General features: G+C 58.3%; 21 protein-coding genes and 1 tRNA gene. 13 read left to right on the forward strand and 9 right to left on the reverse strand.

The genetic code is table 11. The annotated features are described in order from the left end of the window. Positions 1–95: 95 nt before the first annotated feature. Positions 96–614, reverse strand: a complete 519-nt coding sequence (locus AC07N4_RS23530; protein ID WP_273538922.1) for a cell envelope protein SmpA — start codon at positions 612–614, stop codon at positions 96–98. A gap of 319 nt (positions 615–933) precedes the next feature. Between AC07N4_RS23530 and mgtE the strand changes: the two genes are divergently transcribed. Then, positions 934–2,376, forward strand: a complete 1,443-nt coding sequence (gene mgtE, locus AC07N4_RS23535) for a magnesium transporter (protein WP_085730362.1) — start codon at positions 934–936, stop codon at positions 2,374–2,376. A gap of 114 nt (positions 2,377–2,490) precedes the next feature. Here mgtE and AC07N4_RS23540 read toward each other — a convergent pair whose 3' ends face one another. After that, positions 2,491–2,817, reverse strand: a complete 327-nt coding sequence (locus AC07N4_RS23540; protein WP_003178899.1) for an Arc family DNA-binding protein — start codon at positions 2,815–2,817, stop codon at positions 2,491–2,493. Positions 2,818–3,206: 389 nt separating this feature from the next. Between AC07N4_RS23540 and phnN the strand changes: the two genes are divergently transcribed. Further along, on the forward strand, positions 3,207–3,776 hold the full coding sequence (gene phnN / locus AC07N4_RS23545; protein ID WP_493065961.1) for a phosphonate metabolism protein/1,5-bisphosphokinase (PRPP-forming) PhnN: 570 nt from the start codon (positions 3,207–3,209) through the stop codon (positions 3,774–3,776). Here phnN and AC07N4_RS23550 read toward each other — a convergent pair. Beyond that, positions 3,751–3,930, reverse strand: coding sequence for a PA3371 family protein (locus AC07N4_RS23550; protein WP_249482435.1), 180 nt, complete (start codon positions 3,928–3,930; stop codon positions 3,751–3,753). The genes phnN and AC07N4_RS23550 overlap by 26 nt on opposite strands. A gap of 19 nt (positions 3,931–3,949) precedes the next feature. Next, positions 3,950–4,180, reverse strand: coding sequence for a hypothetical protein (locus AC07N4_RS23555; protein ID WP_493065960.1), 231 nt, complete (start codon positions 4,178–4,180; stop codon positions 3,950–3,952). A 283-nt stretch (positions 4,181–4,463) separates the two neighbouring features. On the opposite strand from AC07N4_RS23555, the gene AC07N4_RS23560 reads away from it, so the two are divergent. After that, positions 4,464–4,540, forward strand: a tRNA-Arg gene (locus AC07N4_RS23560). Positions 4,541–4,612: 72 nt separating this feature from the next. Here the strand turns inward: AC07N4_RS23560 and AC07N4_RS23565 are convergent. Beyond that, positions 4,613–5,992, reverse strand: coding sequence for a lysozyme inhibitor LprI family protein (locus AC07N4_RS23565; RefSeq protein WP_493065959.1), 1,380 nt, complete (start codon positions 5,990–5,992; stop codon positions 4,613–4,615). A 222-nt stretch (positions 5,993–6,214) separates the two neighbouring features. On the opposite strand from AC07N4_RS23565, the gene AC07N4_RS23570 reads away from it, so the two are divergent. The 4 genes from AC07N4_RS23570 to AC07N4_RS23585 all read left to right on the forward strand — a co-directional run bounded on the left by AC07N4_RS23570 (position 6,215) and on the right by AC07N4_RS23585 (position 11,396). Continuing rightward, complete coding sequence (locus AC07N4_RS23570) at positions 6,215–7,819, forward strand: response regulator (protein WP_493065958.1); 1,605 nt, start codon at positions 6,215–6,217, stop codon at positions 7,817–7,819. Continuing rightward, positions 7,816–8,508, forward strand: coding sequence for a sensor histidine kinase (locus tag AC07N4_RS23575; RefSeq protein ID WP_096818078.1), 693 nt, complete (start codon positions 7,816–7,818; stop codon positions 8,506–8,508). Before AC07N4_RS23570 ends, AC07N4_RS23575 begins: the two co-directional genes overlap by 4 nt. Before the next feature lie 219 nt (positions 8,509–8,727). Then, a complete protein-coding gene (locus AC07N4_RS23580) occupies positions 8,728–9,969 on the forward strand; it encodes a glutamine synthetase family protein (protein WP_173861370.1) in 1,242 nt (413 codons plus the stop codon). A 68-nt stretch (positions 9,970–10,037) separates the two neighbouring features. Further along, entirely contained in the window at positions 10,038–11,396 is a 1,359-nt protein-coding gene (locus AC07N4_RS23585) for an MFS transporter (RefSeq protein ID WP_493065957.1), read from the forward strand. Between the two features lie 74 nt (positions 11,397–11,470). Here the strand turns inward: AC07N4_RS23585 and AC07N4_RS23590 are convergent, their stop codons facing one another. The 4 genes from AC07N4_RS23590 to flgA all read right to left on the reverse strand — a co-directional run bounded on the left by AC07N4_RS23590 (position 11,471) and on the right by flgA (position 14,111). Further along, positions 11,471–12,217: a flagellar brake protein gene (locus AC07N4_RS23590; protein ID WP_096818072.1), complete on the reverse strand. Its 747-nt coding sequence runs from the start codon at positions 12,215–12,217 to the stop codon at positions 11,471–11,473. 95 nt (positions 12,218–12,312) lie between these two features. Beyond that, positions 12,313–12,780, reverse strand: a complete 468-nt coding sequence (locus AC07N4_RS23595) for a flagella synthesis protein FlgN (protein ID WP_096818071.1) — start codon at positions 12,778–12,780, stop codon at positions 12,313–12,315. Positions 12,781–12,828: 48 nt separating this feature from the next. Continuing rightward, positions 12,829–13,155, reverse strand: a complete 327-nt coding sequence (flgM, locus tag AC07N4_RS23600) for a flagellar biosynthesis anti-sigma factor FlgM (protein ID WP_096818069.1) — start codon at positions 13,153–13,155, stop codon at positions 12,829–12,831. Between the two features lie 194 nt (positions 13,156–13,349). Continuing rightward, complete coding sequence (gene flgA, locus AC07N4_RS23605) at positions 13,350–14,111, reverse strand: flagellar basal body P-ring formation chaperone FlgA (RefSeq protein ID WP_493065956.1); 762 nt, start codon at positions 14,109–14,111, stop codon at positions 13,350–13,352. Positions 14,112–14,193: 82 nt separating this feature from the next. Here flgA and AC07N4_RS23610 point away from each other — a divergent pair, with 82 nt between their 5' ends. From AC07N4_RS23610 to flgE, 6 genes are all read left to right on the forward strand, one after another. Next, positions 14,194–15,126, forward strand: coding sequence for a chemotaxis protein CheV (locus tag AC07N4_RS23610; protein ID WP_007960326.1), 933 nt, complete (start codon positions 14,194–14,196; stop codon positions 15,124–15,126). Positions 15,127–15,173: 47 nt separating this feature from the next. After that, positions 15,174–16,001: a protein-glutamate O-methyltransferase CheR gene (cheR, locus tag AC07N4_RS23615; RefSeq protein WP_007960327.1), complete on the forward strand. Its 828-nt coding sequence runs from the start codon at positions 15,174–15,176 to the stop codon at positions 15,999–16,001. Positions 16,002–16,242: 241 nt separating this feature from the next. Further along, positions 16,243–16,650: a flagellar basal body rod protein FlgB gene (gene flgB / locus AC07N4_RS23620; protein WP_007960328.1), complete on the forward strand. Its 408-nt coding sequence runs from the start codon at positions 16,243–16,245 to the stop codon at positions 16,648–16,650. Between the two features lie 3 nt (positions 16,651–16,653). Then, positions 16,654–17,097, forward strand: a complete 444-nt coding sequence (gene flgC, locus AC07N4_RS23625; RefSeq protein WP_007960329.1) for a flagellar basal body rod protein FlgC — start codon at positions 16,654–16,656, stop codon at positions 17,095–17,097. 15 nt (positions 17,098–17,112) lie between these two features. Continuing rightward, positions 17,113–17,838 (forward strand): flagellar hook assembly protein FlgD, encoded by a 726-nt coding sequence (gene flgD, locus AC07N4_RS23630; RefSeq protein ID WP_096818065.1) that lies wholly within the window; start codon positions 17,113–17,115, stop codon positions 17,836–17,838. A 30-nt stretch (positions 17,839–17,868) separates the two neighbouring features. After that, a complete protein-coding gene (gene flgE / locus AC07N4_RS23635; protein ID WP_096818063.1) occupies positions 17,869–19,185 on the forward strand; it encodes a flagellar hook protein FlgE in 1,317 nt (438 codons plus the stop codon). The last annotated feature ends 83 nt before the right edge of the window (positions 19,186–19,268 follow it).

A 19,268-nucleotide genomic window follows, 5' to 3' on the forward strand; every position in this document is an offset into this window, starting at 1 on the left:
CACTCGTAGCTCAGCTGGATAGAGTACTCGGCTACGAACCGAGCGGTCACAGGTTCGAATCCTGTCGAGTGCACCATATACCAAAAAGCCCGCGTTTAACGCGGGCTTTTTGCTGTCCGGGATTTGGCTTTTCCCGTCACGCATCCTTTCTCATCAAAATCGACTTGAGCACTGCGACCTCGCTTGAGGTCGTAACGATAGCTCGTTGCCGAATTGCGAATGCTGACCTTGTCGGGTTTGCCCAGGGCGCTTTCAACGTCCTGTTGGCTCATGCCGGCGATGATTCGTTGATTGATGATTGCTTCGCGCTTCTGTCGCGCGTCGATCAGATCTCCGCATTTGTCCTGAGTGCGCCCTACGACGGCCATTTCGCGTTTTCTGATATTCATACCGGATATTTCTTCGTGCCGGGCTTCGGGCATCAGTGCCACCGTGGAGCCAGGCGAATAGGGGCGTACTTCCTGAAGTGAAAGATGCTCATCGTTCGCGCAGCTCAGTGTCGTGAAGGTGAGGCTGCCGTCAGGGGCTTCGCAGCGATGAAGTGTCGTTGCGTTCCCTGTGGGTGGGAGGCAGAGCAGGGTGGTCAGCATGAGTCGGGATGTTTTCGATGGCATTCGGCGTCCTCCATGACGTTCCTCCTCAAGCGTAGTCGGCAGTTTTTTCACCGCCGGTGTGTTTTCTTTTCAGGATGAGTCGTCGCAGTCTGAAGAGTCAGGACAGCGCTCAGGTTTGTCTCGCAAGCGCTTGTTTCAGCCTAGATTTTTAACGTTTAAAACCGTCAGGCGGTGTATCATTGCGCCCGTCAGCCCCGCCGGGGCTTATGGAAAACCTCCATGGACTTACCCAGTAGTTACTCAGTACCCCGTTTTACCAATCATGAATTGACTGATTGATCCTTCCGGCGTGCCCCGCTGCTGGGAGTGGAGTTCGCCTATGTCCGAAATCGAAGTAAAGAAAACACAGGAAAGCCTGCAGGATCGCCTGGCTCAGGTCGTTGAGCTGCTGCAGCGCCAACGGGTCGTCGAAGACCTGACTCACCGCCAGGAAGGCGCACATCATGACCGGGTCGAGAACCTGGTCCACCGGCAAAATCTCGTCGAGCTGCAACGCAAGCTCGATGATCTGCACTCCGCCGACGTTGCCTACATTCTTGAAGCCCTGCCGCTGGACGATCGTCTGACGCTCTGGCAGTTGGTCAAGGCTGATCGCGACGGCGACATTCTTCTCGAAGTATCCGACTCCGTCCGTGAAACGCTGATCGCCGACATGGACGATCACGAGCTCCTGGCTGCCGCCAAGGACATGGATGCCGACGAACTTGCTGACCTGGCCTCCGAGCTGCCGCGAGACGTCGTCCATGAGCTGATGGAGACCCTGGATCAGCAACAACGCGAGCGTGTGCGTTCGGCCCTTTCCTATGACGAGGAGCAGGTCGGTGCGCTGATGGACTTCGAGATGGTGACCATCCGTGAGGACGTCAGTCTCGAAGTGGTTCTGCGTTACCTGCGCCGCCTCAAAGAGCTGCCGGGCCATACCGACAAACTGTTCGTGGTCGATTACGACGGCGTGCTCAAGGGCGTGCTGCCGATCAAGCGTTTGCTGGTCAATGATCCGGAGAAACAGGTTTCCGAAGTGATGGCCAGCGATCCGGTGAGTTTCCACCCGGACGAAGACGCCTATGACGCTGCTCAGGCGTTCGAACGTTACGACTTGATCTCGGCCCCGGTGGTCGACAAGAACGGCAAGCTGATCGGCCGTCTGACCATCGACGAAATGGTCGACCTGATTCGTGAGGAGAGTGAAAGCGAAGTCCTCAACATGGCGGGTCTGCGTGAAGAGGAAGACATTTTCGCGTCGGTCTGGAAATCCCTGCGCAACCGTTGGGCGTGGCTGGCGATCAACCTGATCACGGCATTCGTCGCGTCGCGGGTGATCGGTCTGTTCGAGGGCTCGATCGAGAAGCTGGTGGCATTGGCGGCCCTGATGCCGATTGTGGCGGGCATTGGCGGAAACTCCGGCAACCAGACGATCACCATGATCGTTCGCGCCATGGCACTCGATCAGGTCAGCACCGGCAACACTTCGCGCCTGATGCGCAAGGAGCTCGCCGTGGCGTTGATCAACGGCCTGGTCTGGGGCGGTGTGATCGGCGTGGTGGCTTACTTGCTGTATGGCAGCTGGTCGCTGGGCGTCGTGATGACGGCTGCCATGACGCTGAATCTGCTGCTGGCGGCGCTGATGGGGGTGTTGATCCCGATGACCCTGGCGAAGATGGGGCGCGATCCGGCAATGGGGGCCAGCGTGATGATCACGGCCATGACCGACAGTGGTGGCTTCTTCATCTTCCTGGGATTGGCGACGATATTCCTGCTCTGATTGTCCGTATCGAAACAGCCCGCCGATTGGCGGGCTTTTTTTCGTCCTTGAAAAACCCGAATAGCGGGCAAAAAAAAGCCAGCATTCATGCTGGCTTGAGATGTTCGGTTTGACTCAGGATGCGTCTGCGGCCATTTCGGCGTCGTGGGCGATCAGAGAAACCAGCGCGTTCTGCTGGCGATGGGAGAGTTGGCGGAAGCGTTGCAACAACTCGCGTTCGTGCAGCGAAAGCTCCGGGCTGTCGAGGCGCATGCTCAGCTCTTCGCCCAGTGCACCTTCCTGAATAAGACTCTGCTCAAGGCGCGCAATGATCTCGGAGTTCATGCTGCGATGATGATTGCGAGCCACCTCGGCAATGCGTTCACGCATTCCGTCTGGCAGACGTACGACGAACTTGTCAGCCGTACGGCTGGAATAAATTGCCTGTTTCAATGGGCGCATATATTTAACCGGTTAGTTCAGGGGAGCGGTTCTCGGGATTGGCCGCAGGATGAGTCGTAGGACAAGCATCCGCGCCAAATGGTTCAACCTGAATTGTTAAGAGGCTCGCATCATGCCTCAAAATTGCCAGATCATTGGCGTCAATTCTGTGACAAATATTGATCCGGGTAAAGGCGTAATGCCAGCACCAATTATCAGAAATGCGGACTGGTTTGAAAAGAATGCGTCGGCCCGTATCGCTGACCGCGTCCTGAAGCGCACGAACAGATGCCCGAAGACGTCAGACCGTGCATGCTATGCGGCTAGAATCCTTGTTCCTTACCTTGTACAGGATAGTGGCAAATGGCCGATTTACTAGGGGCAAATGCCCGCCGGAGGGCGTTTTCAGGATGGATGGCAGGCTGATTTATCTCATGGGGCCATCCGGTTCCGGCAAGGACAGTCTGATCGAGGCTGCGCGTGAGCCATTACGTGCGTTGAACTGCGAAGTGATGCGGCGGGTGATCACGCGTTCGGCTGAATCGGTGGGCGAGGATGCGATCGGTGTGACGCCGCAAGAGTTCGAACAGCGTCAGCGCGCCGGGGAATTTTCTCTCGCGTGGCAAGCCAACGGCCTCTCTTACGGAATTCCGGTGGAAATGGACCAATGGTTGAAAGCCGGGAAGCATGTGCTGGTCAACGGCTCTCGGGCGAACCTTCGACAAGCTCTGGAAGGCTACCCGACATTGGTGCCAGTGTTGCTGACGGTTCGGGATGATGTGTTGCGTGAGCGCTTGCTCAGGCGTGGCCGGGAGACGCTTGAACAGATCGATGCCAGGCTCGCTCGCAATGCGCTGTTCAAGGAAAGGCGTTCAACTGACATGACTGTGCATCTGATCGACAATTCGGGCGACCTGGCCGATGCCGTTGGTCACCTGTTGGATCTAATCAAGCTCAACGCAGTACCGGATCAAACTTGATCTTGCGCCCGGCAACCAGGGCCAGCGCAAACAGCACAGCGAAAACGCCGCAGCCAATCAGGGGCAAAGAGATTTCCGTCTCTTCGAACAGCGAGAAATGCAAAACACCGCTCAAGAAAGCGAGGATCAACAACCCCAGGGCGGATTTGGACATGCTGTACTCCGAAAATGATTCAAAACACCAGGCGTTCGGACATCGGTGTCGTCTGTGCCTGATCTGACTCGCTGACATCTTGCGCAACTCCACCGCGCTGATCGCTCAGCACTGCCCATTGTGGCGCCTTCTGTACTTGCAGGTAATGCGGCATGCGCTGGGCTACTGCCTCACTGTGCTGGGGAACGAATTGAAACCCCACCAGAACCATCAGGGCGATTGCGTTGGCGAGCAAGAGGACGCGGTTCATGAGGCGGTTCTCCAGTTGTTCTTTTATAAGAATGACTGAAGCAGTCGTCGTGCCACTAGTCTAACCGCTGCCAAGTCCTTTAAAAACAAGCATTTAGCAGGGTTTTTAGCAGGGCGTGGATTGCATTCTGCAATGATGGCTTTTTGGAGGGGTGCAAATTGCACGATAAAACGTCCGACTGCATTGCAGGGCGCCTGCCTACACTTAAAAAGCCTGCGGACGACATGACAAATCAGGGCCTGGCCGTTAACATGCACGCCGTCTGTCGCACCGACAGTCCTGTGTCTCAGTAGCTCAATTGGATAGAGCATCCCCCTCCTAAGGGGAAGGTTGGCAGTTCGAACCTGCCCTGGGACACCACACATTCAAAAGCCCCGCGCAGAGTGATCTGGCGGGGCTTTTTTGTGGCTCTCGGCGGCGCAGAATCAACTGCTAGAAAAGCTCGGCTCCGCGAGTACTGATCTCGGAACTGACCTGCGTCACATGTCGACGTCCTCTGACCGAGTAACTCTGCTCCGGATCCGTCGACCCCGGCTTGCGCAACATCAACTTTGCATACAGCCCGTCTTTATCGCCGTAACGCCCATACCAATTGATCAATCTTGCGATGTAGCACTCTTTGCCGATGATCACCGGCATATCGGTCACAGGTTCGTCTACGTAGTAGCCGGCACCATAGCTGTAGTAGGTATCGTCGCCTTCTCCCGATGCAGGAATGGGGCAGAGAGGGCCTTTATGCTCGCTCGGCTGCTGTGGTTTGCCAGCGTTCGATTTGGTCAACGCTTGGCTGAGCGTCTTTTGCAAACCTGGTTGAAGCTTGTAGGCGGTATTGTCGTTCTCGCGGTTTTGGTTGCGGGGCACGGTGAGTTGGTAGTCGTACCGAACCGTAATTGTTGGTATCTGACGATTGATCTTCAGGGGATTGATCAAGTACAGCTCATCAACACCGTATGAGCCATCGCGGAAGGCGAGATAGGTTCTCCCGTGAGACTTGATCCAGCTTGCCCATTGTTCGGCTCCGCGTTCACTAACGGAAAACAACGAGCTGCCAGCGCCTGATTCAGGATCATAAGGCGTCAATCGGCGAGTAAACCGCTCTCCATCACGGCGAAAGGTTTCATAGAACGTGAACAGGCCGGTGCCGCCGGTGTAGGTTGCAATGAGTAAGTCGCGTTGACCGTCACCGTCCAGATCCACAAGTGTGTAACTGGCCCGACCTTGCTCTGCATCTGCTTCGAGTCCTGATGCGGTCAGCGCCTTCCATTCATCCTGTGTGACACCCTTGGGAATGGTTTTGGGAAACAGTGTGTGATCCTCGGACGGGTCATCATTTGGATCGCCATCGAATGAGGTTTGACCCTTGCTGATCGTGAGAGAACCCAGCGTCCGTTCCAAGGCAAACTCCGGTTTGACCTTGGTCGCGGCGCGAATGCGTTGTTGCAGATCTTGCATGACCTGTTTATCGGTGTCGTCAGGTTGATAGGCGACGGCGTCGATCCACTGCGCATGCAATCCTTCTATGCGATGTGAATAGCTCCGATTCAGGCAATCCAGATCTTCGCCGCACGCTTCCCTTGTCTTCAGCCACTCGCGCTGGGCAGTCTTGATCCCGGCCTGTCCCGGCGCAATAGCCCTGATTAACCGCCCATAAATCGAGGCCATCTGCGCATCCAGCTCATACAGAGGCTTGTTCGCACAAATGGTGGTTTCCACAACACTCACAGCCTTTGTGCAGTCCATTCCGCTCGCCTGTGCCTGCTGGAAAAACAGCAGCGCACAGGCCGACACGATGTAGCGTCCTTTGATGTACACGATGAAAACCTTGAAGTAGGAGGGTGGGAGCAGGCGCGCAGGGTAATCGCTGTACAACGAATCTTGAAGCCCCGCTTCAAGAGAACCGTTGATCCGGCCGATAACCCATTCGGTGACTTCAGAGTCGCACGAAATCGCTTGATAGCATTTGGCCGGCAGCTATCATCTGCGCGCCTGAAATTTGCCCTCGGTCCATCCTCTTCAATTGCCTGGAAATCCTCGATGCTGTCGTATCACCAAAAGAGTTTTCTGATCGTCGATGATTTCTCGGATTTCCGCAGTTCCGTACGCTCGATGTTGCGCGAGCTGGGCGTCAAGGACGTGGACACCGCCGACACCGGTGAGCAGGCGCTGAAAATGTGCGCGCAGAAGTCCTATCACTTCATCCTCCAGGACTTCCACCTCGGTGACGGCAAGAAAAACGGTCAGCAGGTGCTGGAAGACCTGATGGTGGACAAGCTGATCAGTCACGAAGCGGTGTTTGTGATGGTCACCGCCGAGACCAGTCAGGCGATGGTGCTCAGTGCCCTGGAGCACGAGCCGGATGCGTACCTGACCAAGCCGTTCAACCGCATCGGCCTGGCCCAGCGCCTGGAGCGTCTGGAGCAGCGCAAGACCCTGCTCAAGCCGATTCTGCAGGCCCTCGACCGTGGCAAACCGGTCGAAGTGCTCAACGCCTGTATCGCCCTGTGCAAACAGGACATCCGCTATTCGCCGCTGTGCCTGCGTTACCGCGCCGATGCCTTGCGCGACATGAATCAGAACGAAGCACTTGAGCGGCTGTATGACAGCATCATCGCCGACCGACCGCTGCCATGGGCATTTGCCGGTCTGGGCAAGTTGCTGTTCAAGCGCGGTCAGATTGCCCAGGCCAAAGGCGTGTATGAAAAAGCCCTGAAGGTATTCCCGATGATGCCGGCGCTGTACGACGGCATGGCGGATGTCCTGGTGGCTGAAGGCGATACCAAGGGCGCGCAACAGGTGCTGGAAGAGGCGATCCGTCTGTCGCCGCTGGCGGTACGTCGCCAGGCACTGCTCGGCAAACTGGCGATGGCCAACGAGGATTTCGACACGGCGTCGCGGGCCTACCGTCAGGCCGTGTCCCAAGGCGCGCAGTCGCGCTTCAAGGACCCGGAGAGCAATCTGGGCCTGGCCCATGCGCTGATCAGCAAGGGCAGCGAGAAAGGCCTCGATACCCGCACGCGACTGGAGATCAACACCACCCTCAGTGCCGTGGCCAAGGAAAACCCGACCGACCCCGGCCTGCAGATTCGTGCGCGTCTGATGAAGGCCACCAGTCTGCTGCTCAACGACGCCGAGACCGCCGAGAAACTCACCGAGCAAGCGCTGATGCGTCTCGACGGCATGGAGCAGTTCATGAGCCCCGAAGCCGCGCTGCTGGTCGCCAAGCAATTGCAGATGCTCGGCCAGGCCGAGGCGGGCACGTCGATGCTCAAGAGCTGCGCGGAAATCTACGGCGATGACCCGACGGTGATGAAAGACATCGCCAAGCTCACCGACGACCCGACTATTCTCAGCTCCAGCAATGCCGCCGCCGACCTCAACCGTCAGGGCGTGCGCGTGTACAAGACCGGCAACCTGGTGGAGGCCCGCGAGGTATTCCGCAAGGCGCTGAAGATGCAACCGAAGAACATCAGTATTGCGCTGAACATGGCGCAGTCGCTGCTGCACGGCACCGACACCAGTGTGCCGTCGGCGGAGCTGGAAGAATGTCGGACCTGCCTGAAACTGGTGGGCATGATGCCCGACACCGACGCGCGTTATCCGCGTTATCAGAAGCTGAAAAGCAAGGCGTTTGGCGAATGAACCAAGACGAGCAGGCACTGGATTTTTCCACGGTGATTGCCTCCACCGTGCACGACATGAAGAACTCTCTGGCCATGCTGATGCAGGCTCACAGTCAATGGCTGGCGCGTCTGCCCGAGGCCCAGCGCAAGGTGCCGGAGCAGGGCGTGATCGACTTCGAATTCGCCCACCTCAACGGCATGCTGGTACAGCTGCTCGGGCTGTACAAGCTCGGCGTCAACCAGATGCCGTTGCAGCCGGCCTATCACGAGCTGGACGATTTCATCGAGGCGCAACTGGCGGCACATCAGGAGGTTTTCGCCAGTCGCGGGATCATTGCCACTTATGAAGTCGACCCGCTCAGCCCCCTGGGTTTCTTCGACCGGGAACTGATCGCCTCGGTGCTCGGCAACTGCATCAACAACGCGATCCGTTACGCCCGTGAATCGCTGCTGATCACCGTCAGCGACGAAGCCGGGCAGCTGGTTCTGAGCATCAATGACGATGGCCCCGGTTACCCGGTCGAGATGCTCGAGCGCCAGGCCGATTATGTGCAGGGCATCAATCACAGCAGCGGCAGTACCGGCCTCGGTCTGTACTTCGCCGGGCGCATCGCGGCGCTGCATCAGCGCAACGGTGTCGGCGGCCGGACCGAGATCCGCAATGGCGGGCCACTGGGTGGCGGTGTGTTCAGTATTTACCTGCCCTGAATCACGGATTCATCGACTCGAAGTCTTTTTGTTGGCCGCTGCTTGATATTCCGAACAGCTGAAGCCTATTTTGTCCGGGTCGCCGTTCGCGGCTCGCACAATAACAAGGATTGCGTCATGACAACCGATGGCCAGCGTTCACTCGCGCAGCGATTGACGGGCATTGATGAGATTGAATGTGTCACGCCGGATTTGAACGGCGTACCACGAGGCAAGGTAATGACCGCCGAGGGTTTCCTCGAAGGGCGGCGTTTGCAGATGGCCCGGGGGGTGCTGCTGCAATGCATCATGGGGGGCTATCCCGCTGCGCGGTTCTACGGCAGCGATGATGGCGACCTGGCGCTGGTGGCCGACCCTGCGCAAATCCATCCTCTACCGTGGAGCCAGGAGCCGCGCGCGCTGGCCATCTGTGATGCCGACGAACTGACCGGCGAAAGCTCCAACCTGTCGACCCGTGGCCAGCTCAAGAAAGTCATTGCTCGCTACGCAGCTCTCGGCCTGGCGCCGGTAGTGGCGACTGAACTCGAATTCTTTGTGTTCGCTCCGAACACTGACCCGACCCAACCGTTCCAGCCGCCAGTCGGTCTCGACGGTCGTCGTGAGGACGGTCACTCGGCCTTCAGCGTCAGCTCCAACAACGGTCTGCGACCGTTCTTCAGTGAAGTCTACAAATGCATGGCGGCCCTGGGCCTGCCGCGCGATACCTTCATGCACGAAATGGGCGTCAGCCAGTTCGAGATCAACCTGCTGCACGGTGATCCGCTGTTGCTGGCCGACCAGACCTTCCTGTTTAAACACCTGCTCAAGGAAGTCGCGCTCAAGCATGGCCTGACCGTGGTCTGCATGGCCAAGCCGCTGGCGCACACGCCGGGCAGTTCGATGCACATTCACCAGAGCATCGTCGAGATCGGTAGCGGCAAGAATGTGTTCAGCGATGAGAACGGTCAGCCGACCGCGATGTTTCGCCACTTCATCGGCGGGCAGCAGGCGGGCATGGCTGACTTCACTGCGCTGTTTGCGCCGAACGTCAATTCCTACCAGCGCCTGTGCCACCCGTTTGCGTCGCCGAACAATGCTTGCTGGTCCCACGACAACCGTGCTGCGGGCCTGCGGATTCCGGCCAGTTCGCCGGTCGCCCGTCGGGTCGAGAACCGTTTGCCGGGCGCCGATGCCAACCCTTACCTGGCGATTGCCGCGAGCCTGGCGGCCGGTCTGCACGGTATCGAACATGAGCTGGAGCCGAGCGCGCCGATCCAGGGTGAATTCGAAGTGCCGGACAATCTTTCGCTGCCGTGCACGATGCACGCTGCACTTGAGCGTCTGAAACGCAGCCAGTTGGCCAAGGAACTGTTCGGCAAGGAGTTCATCGAAGGCTACATCGCTTCGAAAACCATGGAGTTGACCAGTTTCTTTGATGAAATCACTCCCTGGGAACGGCGTGTTCTAGCTGCCCAGGCCTGACGAACTGTCGCCATCGGGCTATCGTTTGATAGCCCGATACTCACCGCAAGGAGCCGCTCGGAACGCCGATGCGCCAAATCTGGAAATCCTTTCGAGCGTTGTATTTCGCCTCGCTGATGATGTTGATCGGCTCGGGCCTTCTTTCTACTTATCTCGCCTTGCGCCTGGCGGCCGACCATGTCGACGGACTGTGGGTCGGTGCGTTGATGGCGGCCAACTATTTCGGTCTGGTGCTGGGCGGCAAGATCGGTCACCGGTTGATTGCCCGGGTCGGGCATATCCGCGCTTACTCGGCGTGTGCCGGGATCGTCGGCGCGGCGGTGCTCGGTCATGGTCTGGTGGACTGGTTGCCGGCCTGGCTGGTGCTGCGGACCATCGTCGGCCTCGGCATGATGTGCCAGTACATGGTGATCGAGAGCTGGCTGAACGAACAGGCTGACGCCAACCAGCGCGGCGTGGTGTTCAGTGGCTACATGATCGCCTCGTACCTGGGGCTGGTACTCGGTCAGCTGATTCTGGTCATGCACCCGGGGCTGGGCCTGGAACTGCTGATGCTGGTCGCCCTGTGTTTTGCCCTGTGTCTGGTGCCGGTGGCATTGACCCGACGGATTCACCCGGCGCCGTTGCATCCGGCACCGATGGAGCCTCGCTTCTTTATCAAGCGCGTACCGCAGTCGTTGAGTACGGTACTCGGTGCCGGTTTGATCATCGGTTCGTTCTACGGTCTGGCGCCGCTCTATGCCTCGCAGCAGGGGTTGTCCACCGAGCAGGTCGGTCTGTTTATGGGTACCTGCATTTTCGCCGGGCTGCTGGTGCAGTGGCCGTTGGGCTGGCTCTCGGACCGCTATGACCGGGCCTTGCTGATCCGTTGCTTTGCCGGGTTTCTGGCTGTCGCCGCGTTGCCGCTGGCGATCCTGCCGCAGGTGCCTCTGGAGGTCTTGTTCGGCGTCGGTTTCCTGTGCTCGCTGGTGCAGTTCTGCCTGTACCCGCTGGCCGTGGCGTTCTCCAACGACCATGTCGAAGGGGATCGGCGGGTCTCGCTGACGGCGATGCTATTGGTGACCTACGGGGTCGGCGCCAGCATCGGGCCGTTGTTGGCCGGTGTGTTGATGAAAATGTTCGGTAGCCAGAGCCTGTATGCGTTCTTCAGCTTCTTCGCGCTGGTGCTGGTGTGGCGCATCCGGCCGAAAGCCGTGACCAATCTGCACCAGGTCGACGACGCACCGCTGCATCACGTGGCGATGCCGGACAGCATGTCCAGTTCGCCGCTGGTGGCCGCGCTCGATCCGCGGGTCGATGAGCAAGTGGTGCAGGAGCAGATGCAGAATAACGCCGCGCCTGAACCGGCACCTGAATCTGAGTCACCTGTGGAGCCTGAGGCCGGCAACGACAATCCTGCGCCGGACATCAGCGGCGCCAGGCCTTGATTCTGAAAAAACACCAGGCATAAAAAACGGGCAGTCACCGCAAGGGACTGCCCGTTTTTCATGGTGCGTACGAATCAGAGATCGTCTTTGTCGAAACGCCGTGCTTCGCGTTGCAGCTGATAGACGAAACGCTCGACGTTACGCGCCGCCGGGCCGCTGATGTTGTGAAAGCGCAGGCCGGCGAAGGTGATGTTGAGTTTTTCTTCGAAGTGCAGGTAGCGCAGCTCGACCGATGTTGGCTGATTGCCGAACAGCGGCGGGGCGATCAGGCGATCGTAGACCTGGCCCAGTTGCAGGCGGTCGGTGATATCACCTTCAAAACGCAGCTTGCAGCCGGTGGCGGAAATATCCAGCAACTTGCCACCGATCGGCGACTTGAGCTTTTCGCCACCCAGTTCGACGCTGACCAGATCGGTCAGCTTCAGTGCCGCGCGAAAGGCGTTGCGGCGCTGGTGATAGACCACTTCGGTGGGCATCTCGCCAATGTAAAAGCGGTCACCGTCGGATTCCTTGATATCCAGCGTGCCGTTGCATTCCCAGGCAATGCGTACGCCTTCATGGAAACCTTCGACCTTGAACGGCTCGCCCGCCAGCAGGAAGCGTTCGCCATCGCGCGGGATCATTTCATCCAGGGCAATCGTGGCGGTATCCCGGTCAACCTTGATCAGGTAGCTCTGGAAGCGCTGGCTGCGTTCGTGAAAGGTGATGATCAGCGGATCGTGGCTCTCTTGCAGCTGGCGCAGGTTGCTGGAGATTTCCAGAGGCGTGGTGAGCACCTTTGGTGGCTGCGGAGAATCATCCGCGCTGAGGACGTTGGACACGTTAAATCAATCTCCAGACAAAATTTGACTACGGCTGGCCAGTATTTTGCCAGCATGTTTCGCGCGTTGATAGGGCGCAAGCATAGAAGAACGCATCACGCCTGACTGAGCGCGCGGGGTTTCTGCAGTTTGGAGAAGGTGCCACTGGCGTCATAGAGCGCGGGTGGCTCGCCGCCGGTGAGGATTTTCAGCTGATTGGCCGTGGCGGCCTGCTGAATCACGATCGACTGGCCATTTTTGGCATTGGTCGCCTGGCACTGGGCGATCAGATCGGTCAGAACGTCGCTCTGGGTCAGCAACTGCTCGCCGATGCTCGACTGGCTGGCCAGTTGTTCCAGGCCTTGACGGTCGAGCGACAGATTGAGGCTGGCGAGGATTTCGCTGCGTTTGCGGCCATGCTGCTCAAGCAGAATGATCAATGCCTGTTTGCGCGCCAGAATTTCTTCCAGCAGCGGCATGTCGCGACCGTGCAAGGCGAGGGACTCGGATTGCAGTAACTCCAGCAATTGTTGAGCTGGAGCAAAGTCGTCGGTGATCAGTTGCAATAAAGTAGTGTCGTGCATGGCTGGCCTTGGGTTTTAAGCGTCCAAAAGCCTGGCGCTGACCGAGGCCTAGCGCTGGGCTTCGAAGTTGAGCAGTTTGCTGGCTACACGGTTGCTGTCGACTTTATAGCTGCCATCGGCAATCGCTGCTTTCAACTCGGCCACGCGGGCTTTGTCGACGGCAGGCTGATCGCGCAGCTTGTCAGTGACCTTCTGCAACTGTTGAGCCTCATTGCTGAGGTGTACCGATTCCCCGCTTTTTGCGGTACTGGCCTGTTCGGCCGGGGTATTCAGCGTCGCGGAAGTACCGGTTTCGGCGGTTTCCTTAGGCGTGCTGGTACGTGTACTGCCCGTAAGTGACGAGGAGCTGTTCAAACGGCTGAAATCGATGACCATGTTAAAAACCTCTGGGAATTTGGACGCTTGCCATGTTCTCGGCCATCCCCTGGAAAACTTTAGGCTCTTTTACCAATGAGCCTGCATGCGCCGCACAGATCCTGCTGCGGCACAGTTTAGGGAACAGCTCAGGTTGGCGCCAGTTTTCTGCGCGATCCCTCACGAGGCTTTTCTGTCATTGCTCCAATCGTTGCTCACATTGCCACTTCCACCTGGCCCGGCGCCATGACCTGCGCCTTGATGACCCGTTGGGAATTGAGGTTTTTCACTCGAATCTGTTCTTTCAGGCCACCGTTGGACAGGGCCTCGCCCGGCATGCGCACGGAGAGCGTGCCGCTGCGGGCGGTAATCACCACTTGATCGCCTTTGCGAACGACTTCCGCCTGTTCCAGATGCACCAGGGTAATTACTTGGTCGGCGACCGTTGGTCGGGTTAATTTTTGCCCGATCGCCTCATCCACCGACGTCAGGAAGCCCTGGTTGATCAGGCTCACATCATGCTCGCGCAGGGTCACGTCCTGAGGCTCGATGATGCCGGCGCGCTTGAGCGGGCGAGTGGTGGTCACGACCGGGCGAAACAGGCGGACTTGAGCGGGTACGAACACGGTCCAGGGGGAGGCGCCTTCGCAGCGAACCTTGACGGTTACGCGTCCCAAAGGACGTGCCGGGCTCTCCAGCGACGCTGTCAATTCCTTGTCGCACATAGGCATGTGCATGCGCGGATCGAGCTGCTTGACCTCGATTTCATAACGCCCTTCCGTTTGACTGGTAGCCAGATAGTCTTCTACGGTGAATTCAAGAAAGCCCTGAGTGACGCCGATAAGCATGTCAGGCAAGGTAACCGCATCAGCAATGGCAGGGCTGCCCGCGAAAAACAGGCAAGCGGCAGACATCGCGCAAAGTCCTCTGCGAAGGGGGGATGTCAGGCGTCGGAAAAATGTCGTTTGAATGTTCATAAGAGTTAAAAAGCAAGCGCCGTGCCGTTTAGCAATGAATGTGCGTCGCAACAACACTTGGCGTTGGTGTAGGAGTCTGGGCATGGCTGGTGTAATGGATTCGGTGAACCAGCGCACGCAACTGGTGGGGCAGAATCGCCTGGAGCTGTTGTTGTTCCGTCTCGACGGCCAGCAACTCTACGGGATCAACGTGTTCAAGGTTCGGGAAGTGCTGCAGTGCCCGCAACTGACGCTGATGCCCAAGTCCAGTCCTGTCGTGTGCGGGGTGGCGAATATCCGGGGGGCGACCATTCCGATCCTTGATCTGGCAATGGCAACCGGCTCCGGGGCGTTGAAAGACAAGAACAGTCCGTTCGTGATCATCACGGAATACAACACCAAGACCCAGGGTTTCCTGGTGCGCTCGGTGGAACGTATCGTCAACATGAACTGGGAAGAGATCCATCCGCCACCCAAGGGGACCGGTCGTGATCATTACCTGACCGCTGTGACTCGGGTGGACAATCAGTTAGTCGAAATCATCGACGTCGAGAAGGTGCTGGCGGAAGTCGCACCGACACCGGAAGCGATTTCGGTCGGCGTGGTGGATGTCGAGACCCAGAGCAAGGCGCTGTCTCTGCGGGTGCTGACGGTCGATGACTCGTCGGTGGCGCGCAAGCAGGTGACGCGTTGCCTGCAGACGGTTGGCGTTGAAGTGGTGGCGCTGAACGACGGCAAGCAGGCGCTGGATTACCTGCGCAAGCTGGTCGATGAGGGCAAGAAGCCGGAAGAAGAGTTCCTGATGATGATCTCCGACATCGAAATGCCGGAGATGGACGGGTACACCCTGACGGCCGAAATCCGCAGCGACCCTCGCATGCAAAAGCTTCATATCATCCTGCATACTTCGTTGTCGGGTGTGTTCAACCAGGCGATGGTCAAGAAGGTCGGTGCCGATGACTTCCTGGCCAAATTCCGTCCTGATGACCTGGCATCCCGGGTAGTCGACCGGATCAAAGCAGCAGATATCAGCTAGGGACTTTTCGTCCCTGGCGGTCAACACGATTTAAGAGGCGGCATCATTTGTCTACGGGTAATTTGGATTTCGAACAGTTCCGGGTCTTCCTGGAAAAAGCCTGTGGCATTTTGCTCGGTGAAAACAAGCAGTACCTGGTCTCGAGCCGTCTCAACAAACTGATGGAGCAGCAAGGCATCAAGTCCCTGGGTGAGCTGGTACAGCGCATCCAGACCCAGCCGCGCAGCGGTTTGCGCGAGCAGGTGGTCGATGCCATGACGACCAACGAAACCCTGTGGTTTCGCGACACCTATCCGTTTGAAGTCTTGAAGAACAAGGTGCTGCCCGAAGCGATCAAGGCTGCTCCCAACCAGCGTCTGCGGATCTGGTCGGCGGCGTGCTCGTCGGGTCAGGAACCCTATTCGCTGTCGATGTCGATCGACGAGTTCGAACGGACCAACATCGGTCAGTTGAAAATGGGCGTACAGATCGTTGCCACGGATCTGTCCGGCAGCATGCTGACCAACTGCAAGACCGGCGAGTACGACAGCCTGGCGATCGGTCGCGGCTTGTCCGCCGATCGTCTGCAGCGCTACTTCGACCCGAAAGGGCCGGGGCGCTGGGTGATCAAGGCGCCGATCAAGAACCGGGTGGAGTTCCGCTCGTTCAACTTGCTCGACAGCTACGCAAGCCTTGGCAAGTTCGACATCGTGTTCTGCCGCAACGTGCTGATCTACTTCTCCGCCGAGGTGAAGAAAGACATCCTGTTGCGTATCCACAGCACGCTGAAGCCGGGCGGTTATCTGTTCCTCGGCGCTTCCGAAGCGCTGAACGGTTTGCCGGACCATTACCAGATGGTCCAGTGCAGCCCGGGGATCATTTACCAGGCGAAGTGATTGGCACCGGCAACACAAAAAACGGGAGTCCTCAGGGGCTCCCGTTTTTTTATGCCTGACCGTTTTTGCAGTGACGGCAAGCGGCAGAAAAGCGGCATCCGGCGGAAACCCGTTGCCGCTTTTCTGGCATTGCCGCATTGCCGATCACCTGCAAAGCCCCGGAATCCGGGGCTTTTTAAAACTGGCACGACGCTTGCTATAACCCAGTTACGAAAAACCCGGTCACCTGAAGGTTCCCGACATGAGCATCAGCTTCGATAAAGCGCTCGGAATTCACGAAAAAGCCCTGGGCTTCCGCGCCCAGCGTGCCGAAGTCCTGGCCAACAACATCGCCAACGCCGACACCCCGAACTACAAGGCTCGGGATCTGGAGTTCTCCAAAGTGCTCGAGGCACAGAGCCAGAAGAACGCCAACGGCACTATCGCCCTGAACATGACCAACAGCCGTCACATCGAAGCTGAAGGCCTGGGCAATGGCGACGAGTCGCTGATGTATCGCACGCCGATGCAGCCGTCGATCGACCAGAACACCGTTGATGCCCAACTGGAACAGTCGAACTACGCGGAAAACGCCGTCGGCTTCCAGGCCAGCTTCACGCTGCTCAACAGCAAATTCAAAGGGCTGGTGTCAGCCCTGCGCGGAGAGTAATCCATGTCCCTGTCCAGCGTTTTCAACATTGCCGGCAGCGGCATGAGCGCACAGACCACGCGTTTGAACACCGTGGCTTCGAACATCGCCAACGCCGAAACCGTCTCGTCGAGCATCGACCAGACCTATCGCGCCCGTCACCCGGTGTTCGCCACCATGTTCCAGGGCGGCCAGAGCGGCGGCAGCAACTCGCTGTTCCAGAACCAGGACGCGGCCGGCCAGGGCGTGCAGGTCATGGGCGTGGTCGAAGACCAGAGCAACCTCGAAGCGCGCTACGAGCCGAACCATCCGGCCGCCGACGCCAAGGGCTACGTCTACTACCCGAACGTCAACGTGGTGGAAGAAATGGCTGACATGATTTCCGCGAGCCGTTCGTTCCAGACCAACGCCGAAATGATGAACACGGCCAAAACCATGATGCAGAAGGTACTGACCCTCGGTCAGTAATAAGGGGCGACTGCCATGAGTGTTTCCGATACCACCAGCAGCCTGAGCATGAAGGACATCCTGGCGAACTCGTCGAAAAAGACCAGTTCGACAACCGATGGCATTGCTTCGGCCACTAACAGTTCCACCGGCGGCCAGGCCCTGGGCAAGGACGCGTTCCTGCAATTGCTGGTAACCCAGCTGAAAAACCAGAACCCGCTCGACCCGCAGGACAACAGCGCATTCGTTGCCCAGTTGGCGCAGTTCAGCAGCCTCGAGGGTATTACTACCCTCAACAGCACCGTGAGTTCGCTGGCCGGCAATTACAACTCGTCGCAAGCCCTGCAGGCTTCTTCGCTGGTCGGTCGCAACGTGATCGTGCAGACCAACTCGGTCCAGCTCGACGATCCGAGCAAAGGCATGACCGGTTCGGTCACCGTTCCGTCGTCGATTGCCGGCGGCACCGTCAGCATCACCGACAGCAGCGGCACGATTGTTCGCACCCTCGATCTGGGCAGTCGCGCCGCAGGCGCCGCGAGCTTCACCTGGGACGGCAAGGACAAGGACGGCAACCTGGTCAAGACCGGTACCTATACCGTCAAGGCCAACGCATCGATCAACGGCACCGCGACCGATATGGCGACCTACCTGCCGGCCACCGTCACCAGCGTGACGATCAGCCAGACCGGCGGCGAGCTGATGCTCAACCTGTCCGGCAAGGGCACCGTTGCCCTGTCCAAAGTACAAACCATTGGTATATAGAGCCGACTAACCGGCACAAAGGAGTGGAATATGTCTTTCAATATCGGCCTTAGCGGTCTCTATGCAGCCAACAAGCAACTGGACGTGACCGGCAACAACATCGCCAACGTCGCGACCGCCGGTTTCAAATCGTCTCGCGCAGAATTCGAAGACGTCTACTCGGCGACTCGCCTGGGTAGCGGCAGCAAGGTCATCGGCAACGGCGTGCGCCTGGCCAACGTTTCCCAGCAGTTCACCCAGGGTGACATCAACAACACCGGTAACGTGCTGGACATGGGCATCAACGGCTCCGGTTTCTTCACCATGAGCAACAACGGCTCGATTTCCTATACCCGTGCCGGTACGTTCAAGGTCGACGACAAGGGTTTCATCACCAACACCGACTACACCTCGCGCCTGCAAGGTTATGGTGTGGATGCCAACGGCAAGGTCATCAACGGCGTACTGACCGACCTGAAGATCGACACCTCGAACCTGGCACCGAAGTCCACTTCGCTGGTGACTTCGACTATCAACCTGAACTCGACCGCTCCGGTGATCGACGACACGGTTCCAGCCGGCAAATTCGACCCGACCAACCTGGCGACCTACACCAAGTCGTTCAGCACCCCGATCTATGACAGCCAGGGCAACATGCACCCGATGGATCAGTACGTGGTGAAAACCGGTGCCAACACCTGGAAGGTCTACACCCTGGTCGACGGTCGCAACCCGGACGCTACCGGCAGTGATCCGAAAACCACCGCCCCGGTGCCTTCGACCATGACCTTCGACTCTGCTGGCAAGCTGACTCAGGTCAGCACTCTGCCTGGTCCGGTGATCAGCAGTGACCTGAAGATCACCGGTTGGGTACCAGGCAATGTCGTCAACGGCACCTTCAAGCCTAACGGTGCAGCAGCAAACCCGGCCGGCATCACCATTTCGATGGCCAGTACCACTCAGTACAACGCCGACACCGCGCGCTCGATCCCGACTCAGGACGGCTATGCCACTGGCCAGATCACTAACCTGACCATCGACGGCACCGGTACCCTGTTCGCAAACTTCAGCAACAACCAGAACAAGGCCATCGGCCAGGTTGCGCTGGCCAGCTTCACCAACGAACAAGGCCTGCAAGCGATCGGCGGCACCAGCTGGAAGGAAACCTTCGCGTCGGGCATTCCGGGTTATGACGCTCCGGAAACCGGCACTCTGGGCTCCATCCAGTCCAACTCGCTGGAAGAGTCCAACGTTAACCTGACCAACGAACTGGTAGACCTGATCAAGGGCCAGAGCAACTATCAGGCGAACGCCAAGACCATCTCCACCCAGAGCACCATCATGCAGACCATCATTCAGATGACCTGATATCGATGCTTTGTAAAAAGCTGTAACGGAAAGCCCCTCTTTGAGGGGCTTTCTTGTTTAATGCGCGCGCCGGGGCCACTCGT

The sequence above is a fragment of the Pseudomonas sp. GW821-FHT09E04 genome, from assembly GCF_059416185.1.